7 protein-coding genes are annotated in these 19,786 nt (G+C 58.8%); 6 read left to right on the top strand and 1 reads right to left on the bottom strand.

The genetic code is table 11. The annotated features are described in order from the left end of the window. The first annotated feature begins 83 nt into the window (after window positions 1-83). The 4 genes from HDF16_RS07525 to HDF16_RS07510 all read left to right on the top strand — a co-directional run bounded on the left by HDF16_RS07525 (window position 84) and on the right by HDF16_RS07510 (window position 11,581). The gene (locus tag HDF16_RS07525) at window positions 84-3,572 is read left to right on the top strand and encodes a TonB-dependent receptor (protein WP_184215089.1); all 3,489 of its coding nucleotides are present in this window, start codon (window positions 84-86) and stop codon (window positions 3,570-3,572) included. Window positions 3,573-3,714: 142 nt separating this feature from the next. After that, a complete protein-coding gene (locus HDF16_RS07520; protein WP_221312589.1) occupies window positions 3,715-4,680 on the top strand; it encodes a sugar phosphate isomerase/epimerase family protein in 966 nt (321 codons plus the stop codon). Between the two features lie 392 nt (window positions 4,681-5,072). Beyond that, window positions 5,073-9,692, top strand: a complete 4,620-nt coding sequence (locus HDF16_RS07515) for an IPT/TIG domain-containing protein (protein WP_184215086.1) — start codon at window positions 5,073-5,075, stop codon at window positions 9,690-9,692. Window positions 9,693-9,829: 137 nt separating this feature from the next. Next, window positions 9,830-11,581, top strand: a complete 1,752-nt coding sequence (locus HDF16_RS07510; RefSeq protein ID WP_184215084.1) for a 2,6-beta-D-fructofuranosidase — start codon at window positions 9,830-9,832, stop codon at window positions 11,579-11,581. A gap of 34 nt (window positions 11,582-11,615) precedes the next feature. On the opposite strand, the gene HDF16_RS07505 is transcribed toward HDF16_RS07510, so the two are convergent. Then, window positions 11,616-12,956 carry a hypothetical protein gene (locus tag HDF16_RS07505; protein ID WP_246408845.1) on the bottom strand — a complete coding sequence of 447 codons (1,341 nt, stop codon included), beginning with the start codon at window positions 12,954-12,956 and terminating at the stop codon, window positions 11,616-11,618. 300 nt (window positions 12,957-13,256) lie between these two features. Here HDF16_RS07505 and HDF16_RS07500 point away from each other — a divergent pair, with 300 nt between their 5' ends. Further along, on the top strand, window positions 13,257-16,802 hold the full coding sequence (locus HDF16_RS07500; RefSeq protein ID WP_348641268.1) for a TonB-dependent receptor: 3,546 nt from the start codon (window positions 13,257-13,259) through the stop codon (window positions 16,800-16,802). Window positions 16,803-16,881: 79 nt separating this feature from the next. Continuing rightward, window positions 16,882-19,779 carry a glycosyl hydrolase gene (locus HDF16_RS07495; RefSeq protein ID WP_184215077.1) on the top strand — a complete coding sequence of 966 codons (2,898 nt, stop codon included), beginning with the start codon at window positions 16,882-16,884 and terminating at the stop codon, window positions 19,777-19,779. The last annotated feature ends 7 nt before the right edge of the window (window positions 19,780-19,786 follow it).

Genomic DNA, 19,786 nt, shown 5'->3' with positions numbered 1-19,786 from the left:
ACGGACGTTTTATACAGCGAGTAAATTCCTCGTGGTCTGACCAATGACACATAGTTTCATTGCCAAACTTTTGGAGGAAATTGATGCTCGCACGTGCTCGAAGCCTTGCCTTATCTCTCGTAGTCTTGTCGATCCTGTTCTGTGGAGGCGGCTTCCTTCATGGGCAGGCCGTTAGCGGAACCATCGTCGGTACAGTGACCGATCCAACGGGTGCAAGCGTCCCCAACGCCCAGATCACCATTATTCTTACGGGCCAAAGCGTCACCTATACGACTGTCAGCAACGAGAGCGGCAACTTTACCGAACCGAATCTTCCCTCTGGCACTTACACGGTCACGATCGTGTCTCAAGGCTTCAAGAAGGAGACCCGGGAGAACATCGCAGTCCTGACCAATCAGACGACTCGCGTCGACGCCAGCCTGTCGACTGGTAGCTCCTCTGAGACGATTACGGTCACGTCCGCTCCTCCTCTGCTGCAGACGGATCGCGCCGACATCTCAACCTCTCTGGAATCGCACCAGATCGCGAGCCTTCCTCTCAGCAGCGGAAACAGCTTCCAGTCTTTGCTCAACACGGTTCCGGGCATGGCGCCTGTAGTCTTCAATAACTCGCAATTCTTCAACGCGAATAATGACCTGTCGGTGAATGCGAACGGCCAGTCTTCTTATGTGAACCTCTACCAGATCGAAGGCATCGATGATGACCAGCGCACCGGCATCCACATCATCCTGGTTCCTCCAGCCGCCGCCATTCAAAACGTCGACATCACCACCAATAACTTCGAGGCCGAGTTCGGCCGGGCGGTCGGATCGGTAGTCAACGTAACCTTGAAATCCGGAACCAACAACTTCCACGGGTCCGCGTTCCAGAGCATGGAAAATAACGGCGTTAATGCGCGGAACTACTTCGCCACCGGCCCGAACGGACGGCTTGTTTACAACTACACGGGCGGCTCGCTTGGCGGCCCGATCTTGAAGGACAAGCTGTTTGCCTTCGGAGACTTCCTCCGCGTCTCAGACCACGAGGCTTCAACGGTAAACGCGAGCGTCCCTTACTACAACGTCACCAACAACGTTCTTGATCTGAGCGGCTACAGCGGCCAGGTCTATGATCCCAACACCGGCGTCACCGCAACCTGCAATGGCAGCGCGGGCACGGCTTGCGGCACCGGTCGGACGCCCTTCGCCAACAACCAGATTCCGCTGTCCAACCCCGGTGTCAGCACGGTTGGCCTCACCGTCCTGCAGGATCTCGATGCTGTCGCCCGCGACCCGAGGCAGAACCTCGCGGTAGGCAAGTACACTGCCGGTGCCACCACCAACAACTTCAGCCAGAACTCACCTTTCTCCAAGGATTCCATAAGCTACGACATCAAGTCCGACTACGCGATCTCAGAGAGGGACCACCTCAGCGGACGCTTCAGCCACCAGAAGACGACCACCTTCCAGGCTCCGCTCTTCGGCAGCTTCCTGGGCGGCCCTGCCGGCGGCGGCTTCGAAGCTACCGGAACCGCGACCGCCTACAGCACCGGAGCAAACTACGACCACACCTTCTCGCCCAAGTTGCTGACCGAGGTCCGGTTCGGCGTCGCACACCTTCGCAACTCCGCCCAACAGAGCGACTATGGCAAGAACGACGCTCGCACGCTTGGTATTCCGGGTAACGGTCCCAACGGAACGAACAACACTCCTACGACCAGCGGCCAGGTAGCCATTACCGTCAATAACAACAACAATAACTTCTCCTCTCCGCTGGTAGGGTATTCGGCCTCGCTGCCGTGGCTTCGCGCCGAATCGAACATCGATGTCGCCAATAACTGGACCAAGATCCTGGGCAATCACACCATCAAGGGTGGTGCAGACATCCGGCGCGTACGCGACGACCTTCTTCAAGGCAATAACAATGCCGCTGCGGGCCAGTTCAACTTCAGCGAAAACCAGACCTCCGCACCGGGAGCCACCAAGTTCAACGGCTCCGCCACCGGCCAGGCAAACGACATCGCCAGCATCCTCTTCAACGTTCCTTACCAGGTCGGTCAGGACACCAACAGCACCTTCCCTGCGTATCGCCAGACGTGGCTCTTCTTCTTCGCTTCTGACAAATGGCAGGCGACACCCAAGCTCACTGTCGACATCGGCCTTCGTTACGAGCTCTATCCTCCGGCAACTCCACGTAAGGCGGGCGGATTCGTCAACTACAACCCGGCTAACAATCAACTCGTGGTCGCCGGTCTCAACGGAAATCCCTCAAACCTGGGAATGAAGACTGACTACACCAACTTCGCTCCTCGTCTGGGCGCGTCGTATCGCGTCAATGATCAGACGGTTGTTCGCGCCGGCTACGGCGTCAGCTACGTCCCCTTTGTCGACAATACTTACGCATACAACTACCCCATTAAGACCAGTACCTTCTACACCAACACCCCGACCTACGGTTCGGCGCTCAATCCCGTTGGCGGCCTTGTCAACTTCGAGACCGGCGTTCCGGCTACGCCCACTGTTGCCTTCGGCTCGGATGGAACGTTGACCGAGAGCGCTGCAAACGGGACCATCGGCCTCGCTAACCTCTACATCCCGCTGAACTTCAAGAACGCTTACGTCTCAAGCTGGAACGTGGCGCTGCAGCAGGCGCTGCCGAAGGATATGTCTCTACAGATCGCCTATGTAGCGAACCACGGCACTCGCATCGACGTTTCCCAGAACATCAACCAGCCCCGGATCTACGGCCAGAGCGCAGCCTATGATCCGTTCAACGTCGCCTTCAAGAAGACCGCCGCCGTCAACCAGTTTTTCCTCGGCTACTCCACCAACTACCAGTCGCTTCAGATCCAGCTCTCGCGCCGCTTCTCCAATGGTCTTGCATTCAGTTCCGCGTTTACGTGGGGCAAGGCGCAGAACTATCAGACCGGGCCGCAGGATGGCGGACTGCTCTTCTGGGCGGGACCCGTTCAACGAAACTACGCGGTCGCGGACTTCGACCGGACACGCAACTTCGAGCAGACCGTCACCTACGAGTTGCCTGCCGGACACGGCCACCAGTTCCTCAATTCCGGGCCAGCCTCCTACGCACTCGGTGGATGGCGGGTCTCGGCCATTCTCTCTGCCGTCTCCGGTCTGCCCTTCCAGATCACCACCAGCAGCGCGACTCCGGGAACTACCCAAACCGTCAACAAGGTCGGTGCCTACAAGGTCACTCACAACGTGACCCAGGCAGCGAACGTCGCCTGGTTCGATCCGACGGCTTTTGTCGCACCCGCCGCGTGCGTTGCCTACTCATCGACCAACACCAATGCCTGCGCCCTCGGAAACACGGGCCGCAACCAGTTCCGCGGTCCTGGCTACTTTTCTGACAACCTCTCACTCTTCAAGACGTTCCCCATCTTCCGCGAGTCCTCACTGGAGGCGCGTTTTGACGCATTCAATCTAACGAATACGCCCGCTTTTGGACTGCCGAATAGCTCGCTGGGCTCGCACCTCGGACAGATCTCCGGGACGCTCGGAAGCGGCGTTGGCAATGTCAACGGAGTCGGCGGTCCCCGCGTTCTTCAGGCGGGAGTGAAGTTCGCTTTCTAGTCATGGCGCATCATCCTATTCCAACGGGGCTTCAGGGGATGGGATGCTGCGCGCCGCCTCGCTTTCGGCTGCTGGTTGGTTGGTCTTCCGGACCGGTGTCAACGTCTAACGTTTCAACGGGACAAGAAAGGAATTTGCCATAATGAATCTCTCCAGGAGAAAGTTTGTTGGAGGCGCGGCAGGCATCGCCGCTACGTTGGCCTCACCTATGCGTGGCTGGGCCGCCACTTCGAAGCTGAAGATCGGCGTCATCTCCGACGAGATATCACAGGACTTCGATCACGCCTGCTCCGTGATCACGAAGGACTTCGGTCTTCATTATGTTGAACTGCGCGAGGTGTGGGGCAAGAATCTGCAAGTGATCACCGATGCCGAGATTGCAGAGGCGCAGAAGATCCTCGCGAAGTACAGCCTCACGGTGACAGATATCAGCAGTCCGCTTTACAAGGTCAACTGGCCCGGTGCGCCGGTGTCGCAGTCTGGAACCAAAGAGGATATGCACGGAGCGGATGAGGTCAATTTCAAGCACCAGGATGAAGTGCTGGAGCGGTCGATCTCGCTGGCGAAACAGTTCAAGACCAACAAGTTGCGCTGCTTCGACTTCTGGCGTATCGATGACGTGAAGCCTTACCGCGCCGCCATCAACGAGACGCTACAGAAGGCGGCGGAGAAGGCGGCGAGCCAGAAGGTAATGCTCGTGCTCGAGAACGAGTTCGCATGCAACACCGCCACGGGCCGGGAGGCTGCGGCGACGCTTGCCGGCGTTTCTTCGCGCAACTTCTCGCTCAACTGGGATCCCGGTAACGCGGTGATGCGCGGAGAGCTCGATGCGTTCCCCAACGGTTGGGACGCGATACCCAAAGATCGCATCCATCACTGCCATGTGAAGAATGCCATCAAGGACGACTCAGGGAAGATCGTCTGGTCGCCGGTCGATAAGGGATATATCGACTGGGCAGCGCAGTTCCGTGCGCTCGAGAAGATCGGCTATTCGGATGCCGTGAACCTGGAGACGCACTGGAAGGGCGGCGGCACACCCGAAGCTTCGACACGCATCAGTTGGGAAGGAATGAAGAAAGATCTCCAACAGGCGGGAGTACTTTCCTAAGCAGGCAACTTCGTTGTTGGACTTAAATAGTCAGGCTGGCTCGGCGAATTTCTAACTACAGCCCAGACTTTACGGATGCTTCCTGCTTGATTAATCCATTCCACGGAGTACAAGAGCCGCCAAACCTACTCTTGAAATAAAGAGCGGGTTTGGCGGCTTTTCGAGTTCGCGTGATTGCGAGGTTGGTCTTCCTGGCAGGCTGAAGATGTTGATCGCGCATTTCGTCGCGGCTCTAATGTAGGCATCGATCTACATGGGACATTAAAAGTTGACGAGAAGAGTCCGATTCTTTCCAGGTGTCTACATAGTTTGCTAGACTCTCGAAGTCTTCCTAAATCCATGCGCTGCGGCGAACCTGCGTATTCCTTGCAGGTGGTCGAACCGGAGCTTCTGTGCGTCGAGTTATCCTTGCTGTTTTTTTTTCTGCTGCTCTTTTTCTGCAAATTGGTTGCGCTGGCGCCGGCTCGGGATCCGGCGGCGGTGGGCAATCGCAGCCAGACAATCCCGTACCCGCGGTCACCGGCATCACCCCGGCGAGCGTGACCGCAGGTGCAGCCCCGCAGACGATCACCGTCAGCGGTTCCGGCTTTGTTGCTGCCTCCGTTATTAACTTCAATGGCGCAGCGCTATCGACCACCTATACGAGTGCGACCTCGCTCCAGGCCCAGGTTCCGGCGTCGGCACTTACCGCAGGCGGAGATGTCTCCGTGACGGTCAGCAACCCCACGCCGGGCGGCGGATCATCTCCGGCGAGCACCTTTGCTGTGATGAGTCCTACACCGTCGGTGAGTTCCATCTCGCCGGCTTACATTCCGCAGGGGCTCGCAGTAACGCTCACGATTAGTGGCAGCGGATTCGAGTCCAACTCCGTGGTGAAGTGGAACGGATCGGCGCGACCCACGACTTTCTTCAGCACCAACACGCTGACTGTAGCTCTGACGGCCGCCGATGTGCCGAGCGCGGGCAACGGGCAGATTGCGGTGAGCAACCCCGGGCCGGGGGGCTCGGATACCCAGGCTGCGACCGAACCTGTCTATGCGGTTCCGGCGATCGCTTCGCTCTCTCCCTCCTCGGCATCGGCCGGGGCAAGTGGAGCCACCGTGACCGTCACCGGCACAAGCTTCTCCTCCGACTCCGTGGTGAAGTTGGACGGCACCGCCGTGCCGACGGCTTATGGCAGCGCGACCACGCTGACGGCGCAGATCTCCGCTGCAGCACTGGCCAATGCGCGGCCTGCATCGATTACCGTGCAGAATCCCACTCCTGTGCCGGTGCTTTCGCCCAGCGTAGCTTTTCCCGTGAACAGCCCAACACCAGTGCTGACGACCGTTTATCCCACCGGCCTGGTGCAGGGTGCTGCTGCCACGGCGATCACGTTGACCGGAACCGGCTTCATCGCCAACTCCAGCATCTCGTGGAACGGCACGGCGCTTCCTACTGTCTATTTCAGCCCTACCGCGCTTGGGACCACTGTACCCGCCACAGATCTCGCCACTGCGGGCGCGGGTCAGATTGCGGTCAGCAATCCGGCCCCGAACGCCGCGACCAGCTCCACACTTTCGTTGCCTGTACTAGCGCCACCAGCCATTTCCAGCGTCAACCCTGGTTATGTTCAGGTCCCAACTTCGGGAGCCACTACATCAACGAACATCACCATAACCGGCACGAACTTTGCAGCTAACGCAACGGTAGCCTTCAACGGCTATACCCTGCCGGTCGTCTCGCAGACCAGCACGCAGATCGTTGCCACCGTCAGCTCGCAGACTCTCTATCAGACCGGTGCCGTGCAGATCTACGTCACGAACCCGGCACCCTCCGCGGGCGGCATTTCCATTACTTCGCAGCCCGCGTCGATCAATGTAATCAGTCCCTCTGCCTCCTTCAACCTGAACCCGAGCTCCGCAGTGTTGGGCAGCCCGGATCTGAAGATCACCCTCTCGGGTTCCGGATTCTTCGCCGACAGCGTCGTTCAGTGGAACGGTGCTCCCCTGGTGACGACCTACGTGTCGAGCAACACTCTTACCGCCGTCGTACCAGCCGGAGACCTCGCGGTGGCTGGCGATGCCACCCTCAGTGTCGCGACTCCTGAAAACATGGGCATCGCTTCGACAACGGCGGCCTTCAATACTTACATCGCGCTGCCGATCAACGGCCTCGTCTACAACGCTAAGGACAGTCTGCTCTATGCCACCATCGCCGGTTCAGGTGGGCCAGGGCTCGGCAATAGCCTCGTAGGTGTCGACCCCGTCACCGGCGCTATCCAGCGCACGATCTTTGTTGGCAGCGAACCGACTCGTGTGGTCTTGTCGACCGATGGAACCCAGGCCTTCGTCGGCCTCAATGGGGCCGGGGCAGTGCGCCAGGTGGATCTCACCAGCGGAGTCGCCGGTGTCCAGTTCACGCTGGGCGGAAGTCAGGGTGTCTATGATCCGCCGTTCACCGCCGCTGGACTCGCCGCCCTTCCCGGCCAGCCGAACTCGGTCGCGGTGTACGGCAGCAACGGCGTGGTCACCATCTTCGACTCAGGTATTGCTCGGCCAAAGACAAGCAGTGGCCTCTCAACCTATTTCTACTCCAACAGCGGCTCCATGACCTTCGGCGCTTCCGCGTCCACGCTCTATCTTGCGGCCTCTACCGTCTCGAGCTACCTGTATCAGCTGACTATCGACAGCACCGGCGTGACGGGCTTCCAACAGCTCTCCTCCAGCGCCGCCGGAGCGACGATCCAGTACGACAATGGCCGCCTCTACACACCGAATGGCCTGGTTACGGATCCCGCGACCGGCGCCACGCTGGGCCAGTTCTCGACCGCATCCCCATACTCAACGGGTACCGTCGCCGCCTCCGGGCCGATCTACTCCGACTCTTCATTGAACCGCGCATGGATCGTGGTCAACAATTTCGGCAGTGCTTCGACCCAGTTGATCGGTTACGACGAGACCAGCTTCCTGCCCGTCACCTCCATCGGACTCAATGGGATTGGTGCGGTCGCGAACAGCAACTACTCGTCCTCGAATCCGGCGGACCTGGTTCGCTGGGGACAGGATGGCCTCGCATTCCACACCGGAACTCAGCTCTTCCTGCTGCATGGCAGCACGGTCAAGGACACCAGCACCACCCCGGCGGACCTGCAGGTCACCACACAACTTCCGGCGACTGTCACCACCGGAACCGCCTTTACCTACCAGGTTCAGGTGAAGAATCTTGGCAGCAGCGACGCTAGCGGCGTTGTACTTGCGACGAGCATGCCCTCGACTCTGCTCTACGGCTCCGCTTCTGTGACCCAAGGGACTTGCAACGGAGGTGGAGTTCTCTATTGCAACCTCGGCAGCCTCGCAAACGGAGCTACGGCAACCCTTACCGTTACGGCTACGCCATCCACCGCTGGAACCGTTCAGGTCTCCGCCACGGTCGATTCGCAGACTTACGATCCAGTTGCGTCCAATAACATCGTTGTCTCCACGACCACAGCAGGAGGCTCACTCTATGCGCCGGTGCCCACCGTCTCCAGCCTCTCGCCAAACGCTCTTGCTACCGGCACGGCCTCGGCGACGCTGACGGTCAATGGAGCAGGCTTCAACTCAGGGTCAGTCGTCAACTGGAACGGGACCGCCTTGACCACGTCGTTCGTCAGCGCCACCCAGCTAACGGCCACTGTTGATAGCTCGTTGCTTACTCAGATCGGCTGGGCGGCGGTTTCGGTCACCAATCCTTCGCCCGGGGGCGGTGCTTCCAGCAATCTCACGGTTAGTGTGTACAGCCTGCTCTCCGTGCCCGCGAACGCGATGGTCTACGACCCGTACAGCCGCAAACTGTTCACTGTCCTGCCCAGCACCTCTACATCTCCTGCGGGTAACAGCCTTGTCTCAATCGATCCTGTAACCGGCACGGTGGGAACGCCCATTACGGTGGGCAGCGAACCCAACACGATCGCCGAGAGCCCGGGTGGAAAGTACTTCTACATTGGTCTCAGCGGCGCAGAGTCGCTCGCTCGATTCAACGTTGCTTCGCAGGCGGTCGACACGACGATTCCACTGGTCAGCCCAGGCTACTTCAGCGGTCCGGTTGCGGCGACTGCGCTGGCTTCCATTCCGGGCCTGGAGAATAGCGTATCGGTGGACAATGTGGGCATTCTGGACTTCAGCGGAACCTCGGCGACGCTGCGTCCGAACTCGGCGCTCGGTTATAACGATGCAGTCTTCCCGGACTCCGGCCACGCCTACACCTACGACAACCAGTCGACCGGCGCGGAGATTTACCGCTACACCGTAGACGCCACCGGAGTCCACAATGTTGACGGCAGCACGCTTCTCGGCACGGGTGGCTTCAGCGGTTCTCTCGCGCTTGATCAGGGCCTGCTCTTCGCATCAGGCGGAGGCATCATTGATCCGACCACCACGCCGCTGACCCAGCTTGGCGTTCTGCCGCTCGGTCCAGGGCCGTACGGTTACGGTCTCGGCGGAGCTGGAGCTCTTCCGTACCAGACCACCAAGAAGAGTTTCGTCTTCGGCATCAACTCTGCTGGAACCTGGGCGGTGGTGATGGAGCGTTTTGACACCCAGCACTTCATCCTCGAAGACTCGGTAACCCTTCCGACCAACTACAACATTATTGAGTCTGTTCCAGCTACTCGCTGGGGACAGGATGGTATCGCTCTGCTGCTCACCGGAGGTATCGGCTCATCCTCACCCTCACAGGTGATGCTGATGCGCGGCGCCTTCGTGCTGCCGGCGGAAGCTTCCGCCAACGGTGCGCCTACGCTGACCTCTGCCGGTAGCGGCACACTTACCTCCGGCAGTGGCAATCAAATCCTTACTGTCGTCGGAACGGGCTTTATACCGGGGGCGAGCGTGCTTTGGAACGGCGTCGCTTACACGACGACCTTCGTGGATACGCAACATCTCACCGTGGCCGTGGGAGCAGCCGACGTGAGCACGCCCGGTACCGTCAGCATCACCTGCCAGAACCCGGGATCGTCCGCGTCGAACGCGGTTACGCTCACTGTCAACTAGCATCGGCAAAACGGGCTGCGGTCGCGGAAATCGTCGGGACCGCAGCCTGTGTCTTAGCGCAAGCTCTGCAAACGGTTTGCACACCTGCCATTGAAGGTGCTTGGATTTCTCGGTAGAGTCTTGCCTGGAGGATATCCGTGCATTCAAAGACTCCGCCCAACCGTACGACTCTTGGCGTGGCTGCCGGGCAGGTCCGACAGATCGACGGCACCGCGCGTCGAAATCGGGTTCACTTAGCACTCGGGTTCCTCGTTATTCTTTTACTCTCTGTCTCTACTTTGCTTTCCGCACAAGATAGAGACATCAACGTCTCGAAGCGCTACCTGAACATCCCGGTCTCCCGCGCGAGCAAGATGCATGTGTTTCAGATAAAGGTCGACGGTGTGGAGAAACGGGAGTTTCCCACGCAATTGGCAGAACATCAGCCTGACTATTGGATCTTCCTCGATATAAGCGAGTTCAAGGGAAAGACCATCCACCTTTCAGGTCCATCGTCACAGGCCGCTCTCGACGCCATCTATCAGGCGGACACAATCGAAGGTGCTGACACGCTCTACAAAGAGCCCAATCGTCCACAGTTCCATTTCACCGTGAAGCGTGGCTGGAGCAACGATATCAACGGCCCCATCTTCTACAAGGGTCAATACCACTTGTTCTGGCAGGCGTTTCCCTTTGGCACCACCTGGGATACCGGCTTTATGTACTGGGGGCACGCTATCAGCAAGGACCTCATCCACTGGCAGGAGAGATCTCCAGCGCTGATGCTCGACCACCTCGGTTCACCCTGGTCGGGAAGCAGTCTCGTTGATCACAACAACGACGGTGGCTGGGGGAAAGATGCGCTGGTGCTGGTCTATACGGCCTTCGATCGGAGATCGAAGAAGCAGGTCCAGTGCATCGCTTACAGCACAGACGGCGGAGCGACGTTCACGCACTATGCAGGGAATCCGATCTTGGATAGCAACAGCGAGGTAGGTTCAAACGACACCCGGGACCCGAAGGTCTTCTGGTACGCCCCGGCCAAGCATTGGGTGATGGTCTTGTTCGAAAAAGATGGAATGTCCTTCTTCACTTCGACGGATCTGAAGAGCTGGACGCGAAAGAGTCATATCAAAGGCCTGCACGAATGTCCGGATCTCTTTGAGCTCCCCATCGACGGCGATCGTGCTCACACGAAGTGGATTCTGCACGGAGGCTCATCGGGTTATTTCATCGGGGCCTTCGATGGCGAATCATTCACCCCGGAGTCGCCTGAGCTTCACTATGCGGAAGGCACGAACGCTCATGGCGACGATGCTCTCTATGCGGCACAATCGTTCGCCGAGATGCCCGATGGCAGACGGGTGCAAATAGCGTGGGGACGAATTCAGCCTGAAGGAATGCCTTTCAACCAGATGATGCTCTTTCCTACGGAGTTCAAGCTGGTGAACACGAAAGGCGGTCCCCGCCTGCGAGCAACCCCCATTGGAGAGATCGATAAGTTACGTGGGAAGGCGGAGACACTGTCCTCGGTGACAACTGGCGAGGTGAATCGGGCGCTCGATAAAGCTGGACCTGGGCCTCTTGATGTGAAGCTCAAGGTCACGCTCGCGAAGGATGACGAGCTGGCTATCGGGTATCAAGGCAAGACAATTGCCACGCTTCATTCCACGGAGTTTGAGAGTGGCCAGGGCTCAGTAGAAGTCCTGATCGATAAGGCTGTGGCGGAGATCTTTGTTGATGGAGGGGCACGCTACATCGTGAGAGAGATACCTGCGGCCACGAGCAGTCACGGCCTAGAGTTCGGCTTCGGAGGAAGTACGAGCGTGGTCAATCGCCTTGAGATCTATCCCATGAAGTCGATCTGGAAGATGCATCAAGCGAGCCACAGACAGGAAGTGCGACCTTGAGCAGGGCTCGTCGCTACAAGAGCGTTGCGCATCTTCACGGAGTCTCCGGATAGGTTCTGTAGCCCACCATCTCCGAGCTAAACAGAGTTCCGCTCACGCGTGAACTCTTCAGGAGCACTTCGAAGTAAGGTAGCTTCTCTGCGTGCAGCATGCTTCGGAAGCCTGTCATGGAATTTTCCGACGTTAGAAACTCTGCTGCCGCGCTGGTCGCGCTGGAGTCGGTGCCGGCCAGCACGATGACGCTTCCAGTGTGGCTAAGATTCGGTAGATAAGCGATGACGCTGTACACGGTCGTCGAGCCGCTCGGATCGGTCCATGCCGTGTAGGTCGGCTGCTCTCCCGTGTGCGGATGCCGGTTTGTCACGAAAGTCTCATTATGCGGTCCGAAGTCCACGTTGAAGTTCATCCGATCAGTGAAGAGTCCCATCCAAGGGTTTGCCTTTCGTCCGCCAAGCAGGATGAAGCTATTGCGCTGGATCGAGTCCGCTGTGTAATAACGCGAGAGTACAAGGTGCAGCATGGGAGCCAAGGTAGGCAGCGCAAGAATCTGTTGCGCCGCGTGGAAGTCGCCTAGCGTTACTAGATTGTGGTCAAAGATACTGTGGAGATCACTGACGCGGTCAGCACTCAAGGGTGCCGTTAGCTCCTGCTGCACATAGTTGTGGTTCAGATAGTCGGTCAACGTCATCCGCTGATGCGTCACCTCCTCGCTTAGAGTGACCGAAGCGTCCGGTAGTACGACATCGATCTCCTGTTGCCCCTTGACGAAGCCTTTCCAAAACGCCTCGACTTCGGGTCGTCCACTCCACTGGCCACCAGAGGAACGGAGAGCCAGATTCTGCCGCAGGAGGAGCGCACAGATTACGGTGAGCGCCACAGCAATCACGGCCCAGACAAGATGCGCACGGATTCCGATTCTTAGTACGGACGCCGGGGAAGCCTTCGGAAGCTCATCCACCCGCGCGACTTCGGGCGAGGGTGTTGGGAGGAAGAAGACCTCCGCTTGTCTCCGATGAAAGACCGGCTTGTACCCTCCGCGAGGAATTTCGAGAATGAGCGTCTCATGGGATCCGTCGGTCGCGAAGTACGTCTCAATGCGCTTGCGCAACTCGGTCGCGTTCACGCGGACGATGTTGTCCTGGCTCCGATCGTATGAAGGCGCACGTCCAAAGACCTTTGCGCCGATCTCCTGTTCGTGAAGCTCAGGCTGCCCCCCTTTGAGAGACTGTCCGCCAACGTAGAGCAGGAAGTCGCGTAGACGAGCCGAACGCCTGAGCTGCGGGCTCGACGCAACCCTTTCAATCAGGCTGCGTCGTTCGTCGATGCTCGGCTCATCCAGGCATTCTTCCAGTAGTGAATTCGCTCCAAAGTTCATGCCAGCCCTATCCCAAAGGCGACCAGTCTAGCATGCGGTGTGTGTCTTTGTTCTTCCGGAGCACTCTTCACATGCCCCATACGAAATAATTTCAAGCTGAGGCAAACTGTAGATGGCAAGGTGTTTACCTGCTCTTCTTACGGTTAATTCTAGCCTGCGCCTTCCGGTAAATTAACTTGCCTGCCGTTGTATGAGGTCTCGAAGATGAGGCGTCTTTCAGAGTCACTTAAGTGGTCCGTCCTCTCTGACGGAATCCATGTTGAAGGACCTTGCTGTCGTTTCAAATCTTCGGAGGTTCCAGTGCCACGTCGCATCACCAGGCAGATTCTCACCCTAGCTCTCGCTATCGTCTTCGGCTTTACTTTGAGCGCGCCCGCGCAACGCTACCTCGGCGGCATCCAGGGGGAGGTCACCGACTCAACTGGCGGCAAGGTTGTTGGAGCAACGGTGGTCGCCGAAGAGGTCTCCACCCACTTCAAGACCACCGGCATCTCAAATGAGGCGGGCACCTATAACTTTCCGGCCTTGAACCCCGGCACCTACAAAGTCAGTGTTACCTCATCCGGCTTCAAGACGGAGAATCGTGACGATGTCGTCATCACTGCTGGCGGCGTTCAGGTTATCGACTTTCCGCTCAGTCCCGGTGCGGCCTCGGAGACGGTAGACGTAACCGCAAGCAATACGTTGCTCGATGCGGGATCGGCGAACATTGCCACGACGCTTGGTACCAAGGAGGTCACCGACCTCCCGAACGTTGGGCGCAATCCTTTCGTGCTCGCCACTCTCGCCGCCGGTGTCACCACGGGCGCTTACATGCAGAGCAAATCGAGCCAGTTCACGCAGCCCTTCTCCGGGGTCTCGGTACAGATTCTTTCCGATGGCAACGGAGGCCACAACCGGCTCACCCTCGACGGCATCCCTGACGATCCCGCTGAGCGCTTCTCCGGTGCCAGTTACACGGGGTTCGTGCCGTCGCCTGAGGCCGTCCAGGAAGTGAAGGTCCAAACCTCCGTCTTTGACGCCCAGATCGGGCATGGCAACGGAACGGTCACCAACACGGTCATCCGTTCCGGCAACAACAAGATTCACGGCGCGGCCTACTACGCCTTCCAGAACACCTACATCAACGCCAACACCTATGAAAAGGTCCCCAACCAGAACGGCGCATTAAACCCGGCTTCGCCCACCCACCGCAACAACGACCAACTCAGCCAGACCGGCCTCGTGATTGACGGCCCCGTCTTGATCCCTCATGTTTATGACGGCCGCGATAAGACGTTCTTCCTGTTTGCCTTCGAGCGCTACGCCTCACACACTGCCATCAACTACAACGCCCGCGTTCCTTCGGCAGCCGAGCGTGCCGGCGACTTCTCGGGCCTCTGCACTGGAGGATTCAACGGCGCAGGCCTTTGCCAGGCCGGGGTGCAGCTCTACGATCCAACCTCGCCGGTTGACGCCAATGGCAATCGTACGGTCTTCTTCCCGGACAACAACATCGCCTCGCGCATCAACGCGGCCGGAGCCGCCCTGGTCGGCTACCTACCTCTGCCTAATGTCGCAGGAGCACCCATCACCAGCCAGGCCAACTACATCTCGAACCAGACCTCCTACCCAAGCACCTACCCGTCCTTCATCGGGCGCATCGATCAAGCCTTCGGCTCCAAGAACAAGCTGAACGCCATCATGTTCCGGTCCGGGCTCACGCAGAAGTATCCCCTTCAGGGCTTTCCCAAGGGCGTCGGACCCACAGGATACGGCTACAGCGTCTATCGAAACAACCGTGGCGGTAGTATCGACGATGTCCACCAGTTTTCCTCCAGTATGGTCCTCGATTCGCGCTTCGGACTCATCTACCATCCCTTTGGCCTTACCTACCCGGGCAACTCCGGCTTCGACCTGAGTTCCATCGGCATCGCCAACAACTCGCTGCCGTATAGCACCTTCCCCGGCTTTACTGCCAGCGACGCCACCTACAACAACAGCAACGCCGTATACGCCGGTCTTGCTCCAGGAGCCGGCGGGCAGATCAGCGAAGACACCACCGGCTCGCTTGAAGAGATTCTCACCAAGACGTTCGGCAAGCACACTGTTCGCTTCGGCTTCGAAGGGAACCTGATCCGCTACAACGTGCAAAACCCACAGAGCGGATTCGGGGCCTTTGCGTTTGATCGTCGTTTTACCCAGAAGAACTCTATCAACGCAACCGTTGGCTCCGACGCGAGTTCCGGAGATCCCATCGCTTCGCTTCTCCTCGGCGACTTCTCCTCGGCGTCCTTCAACAACTCCGCCGCTTACGCTCTGCAGCAGATCTATATGGCTCCCTTTGTGCAGGACGACTGGCGCGTCAACAGCAAGCTCACCCTGAATCTAGGCGTTCGCTGGGACTACGAGTCACCCTTCACCGAACGCTATAACAAGCAGGTCTCGAACTTCTGCACCACCTGCGCGAGCCCCCTCCAGGCCTCGGTCGTTGGCCTCAACCTCAAGGGTGGACTGCAGTTCGCGAGCGCCTCCAACCGGCTCCCTTATTCGCGCGATCTGAATAACTTTCAGCCACGCATCGGAGCCGCGTATCAGGCCACACCCACCACCGTTGCTCGCGCCGGATTCGGCATTATTTACTTCAATACGCTTGAAACGCCCATCGGCACCGGCTTCTCGCAGACCACGAGCTACAACAACTACACCACCAGCGCACCCACCAATAGCCTCACCAACCCCTTCCCGTCGGGAGTCAGTACGCCAACCGGAAGCTCGCTTGGCCTGGCGACCGCTCTCGGCCAGAGCATCAGCTTCATCGATCCAAACCATGTCCAGCCCAAGAGCGCCCAGTACTCGCTGAGCGTGCAACAGCAGTTCTTTGGGTCGCTCGCACTTCAGGTCGCATACGTCGGCGATCGCCCAACGCGTCTTGAGGTCAACCACAACATCAATGTGTTGCCGCAGACCTACTACAACCAGGGCAGTGCGGAGGTTACCTATCTCAATGCGGCCGTTGCGAATCCGCTGGCTGGCAAGTTTACCGGCACCACGTCGCTGAACAACGCCACCATCGCTCGCAACCTCTTGCTTCTGCCCTATCCGGAGTTTGGTTCGGTGACCGAACAGTACTCTTCCATCGGAAGCGCTCCCTACAACTCGCTCCAGGTGCAGGTGACGCGACCGATGCGCAATCATTTCTCGCTGCAGGGCAACTTCACCTGGTCCAAGACCATGCTGCGCAACGGCTATGTCAACGCCTTCGGCGCAAACCCGAACCTGTACTCCGTGCAGGATGCAAACGCTACGCTTGTCGGGAATATCTTCGGTACGCTTGAGCTTCCGAAGTTCGCCGCTCGCTCGTACTATGAACGTCTCCTGGTCGGCGGATGGCAGCTCAACAGCGTGCTTCGTGCGCAGAATGGAAGCCTCATCTCCGCGCCGGGATCGGTCGACATCATTGGCAATCCGCGGCAACCCAATCCCACCTACAGCCGCTACTTCAACACCTGCTACCAGAACACGAGCGGCGTCAATGTTCAGTCCACCAGCTCGAATCCGGCGTGCGACAGCCTATCGCCCACACCTGCCTACCGTCAGCGTCTCGCCTATACGATCCAGAACAACAGCACCGTCCTCAACATCCGCCAGAGAATTCATCCACTCGTCGATGCGTCCCTGTTCAAGGTCTTTGCTATCCGCGAAGGGATGAGCTTCGAGATTCGGGGCGAATTCTTCAACGTTCTCAACACCCCGAACTTTGGCGGTCCTAATACGAGCATCGGGAACTCCGCGTTCGGCAGTGTTACCCTCACGCAGGCGAACGACGCGCGCATCGGTCAACTCACAGGACGCATCAACTTTTAGAGCTGCAGCCATTCGATCCCGGGGCGTTACGCCCTGGGATTGGTTCTTCTCCTAACGAACATTGCAGGACTAAGGTGCCATGCTCATTTGTCCGAAGCCGATCCTCGCCTTCCTGCTGGCGGCGCTCCTTTCCCCCTATGCGCTCGCACAGAATGTGACCTCTGCAGCGAAGCTGCGCGAAGGATTCCAGAATCCCCCTTCACAAGCTAAACTCCGTTGCTACTGGTGGTGGCTCAACGGCAACACCACCGAAGACACCATCACCTACGAACTCACCGAGATGAGCCGTAAAGGCTTTGGTGGCGTCCTCCTCGTCGATGCCAACGGATCCAACCAGTCCGGGAACGCCGAAGTCCCTCCCGGCCCTACCTTCGGCAGCCCGGAGTGGACGAAGCTGTACATCCACGCACTTAAGGTCGCCGCGGAACTCCATCTCGAGGTTACGCTCAACATCACCAGCGGCTGGAATCTCGGTGGCCCGGATGTCGTGCCTTCCGACGCTTCCAAAATTCTTACCTTCTCTCGCACCACGCTTCCAACTCAGCACTTCGACGGCAACCTTCCCGCGCCTCCCAGCAAGAACGGGTTCTATCGCCAGATTGCGGTCCTCGCTTACCCACTTACTCATGGTCTGGCACTTCCCGGAAAGTCAAGCGACACGCGCAAGCCCATCGCCCTTCTCAATCTCAAGACGGCCTCCGCTGAGGGCGGCTTCTCCATGCCTTCTACCGAGCGCCTCCTGGGCGATGCCTCCGCTTCATCGCTTGACGCGGACACACCCCTCGTCGGCGTCGTCAACATAGCGGATCAGGTTGATGCCGCAGGCCACACCGACTGGCAGCCACCTACTCGCGGCCCGTGGGAAGTCCTTTGCATCGGCTATACAGACTCCGACGCCCGCGTCTCGACCGCGAGCGGAGCCTGGCAGGGCCTGGCTATTGATTATCTGGATCGCGAGGCCTTCGATACCTACTGGACACACACCGTCGTTCCACTTCTCGAGGCCGGCCGGCCCTATCTTGGCAAGTCACTCATCAATCTTGCCAGCGACTCCTGGGAGCTTGGCGGCACTAACTGGACCAGCCGTTTTCAAGCGGAGTTCCGTGCACGCCGCGGCTACGATCCAGTTCCGTACCTTCCCGTCGTCGCTGGACGCATTGTCACCGATCGCGCCACCAGCGAGCGTTTTCTCAACGATCTGCGCCGCACCGTCGGCGACCTCGTGACCGACCACTACGACCACATGGCCGAGCGAGCTAGGGAGTACGGCCTCGGCATCGAGTGTGAGTCCGGAGGTCCGCATAGCGCTCCTCTCGACGCTCTCGAAACCTTCCGTTCTGCCGCCGTGCCCCAGACCGAATACTGGGCACAATCCAACGAACATCGCTCGACCGATCAGGATCGCTTCTTCACCAAGGAAGCCGCGAGCGCCGCAGATATTTACGGCAAACCGATCGTTGCTCAGGAGGGTATGACCAGCATCGGTCCGCAGTGGAGCGAGTCGCTCGCGACGGATCTCAAGCCTTCCTTCGACCAGGCTCTCACCGAGGGCATGAACCGCCTCGTGTGGCACGAGTTCACCTCGTCGCCCGCATCCTTCGGCCTTCCTGGTAACGAATACTTCGCCGGAACTCATCTCAATCCGCGTGTCACCTGGTGGAATCAGGGCGGCGATTTCTTTCTCTACCTCAATCGTTCTCAGTTCCTCCTCCAGCAAGGTCACGCGGTAGATGACGTCCTCTACTTTTATGGCGATGAAGTTCCCAACTTCGTTCGCCTTAAGCAGGACGATCCCGCTCATGTGCTGCCTGGCTACGACTACGACGTCACCAATGAAGATGCCCTCCTGCACAACCTCGAAGTGAAGTCTGGAGTCATCGAGAGCCCGATGGGCAACGCCTACAGGCTGGTTGTGATGCCCAAGGGACGCCGCCTCTCGCTGGCCTCTCTGGAACGCATTGCCACCTACGTCAAGCAGGGCGGCAACCTTGCCGGCGAGTCGCCCCTCGCCCCAACGGGCATCGTCGACCAGCCCTCAGCCGACCGTTTCGCCGCGCTCACCCACGCGCTCTGGGATCTCTGCCCCGCGGCACACCCTTACGGTGCGGGCAAGGTACTGTGTACCGCGAATGGCCGCCAGGCGCTCCAGACGCTCAACGTCACACCCGACTTCGAAGACGCTTCTCACCAACTCGACTACATTCATCGCCGTGATGGCTCGACGGACATTTACTTTGTTCGCAACAGGTCTTCTCTTGCGGTCGACACCCCCGCGACTTTCCGCGTTACAGGCCTCGCCCCGCAGCTTTGGAACGCGGTCGACGGCACGATGCAACGAGCTGTCCGTTACAGCAAGACAGGGGAAGGCACGAGCCTTCACTTGCATCTGGCCCCCTTCGGCTCGGTCTTCGTGGTCTTCACCAACTCATCCGCCTCGAACTCCGCCCGTGTCGTCGAGAACAATCCCAAACCAGCCTCCAAACAGCTTCCTCCAAGCCAGTGGACGATCGCCTTTCAGCCAAATCGCGGTGCTCCGGTCGGGGCCGTTGCGGTGGATAGATTCGCATCTTGGTCTGAGTCTTCGAACCCTGCCATCAAGTACTTCTCCGGCACCGCAACGTACCGCACCACAATCAGCCATCACGTTGGCAAAGACGAACACGTCTATCTCAAATTGACTGACGTGCGTGAAATCTGCACGGTTCGCATCAACGGAAAGCCTGTCGGAACCATCTGGGCCATGCCCTATCGACTCGATATCACGGCCAGTCTCAGCGAAGGCGAGAACGTGATCGAACTCGATGTGACGAACCTTTGGCCAAACCGCATCATCGGCGACGCCCAGCCGAATACCACGCAGAGATTCACGACGACGAACATCCGCAAATACACGGCAACTTCGCCCCTGCTTCCATCGGGGCTCATCGGCCCTGTCTTCCTTGAAAGCACCGTCGACATAGGCCCGTCATCAAAGTAAAGCGCAG

Origin of the sequence: Granulicella aggregans (genome assembly GCF_014203275.1) — a bacterium.
Lineage (GTDB): Bacteria > Acidobacteriota > Terriglobia > Terriglobales > Acidobacteriaceae > Edaphobacter.
This window is presented reverse-complemented; position numbering and strand designations above follow the sequence as displayed.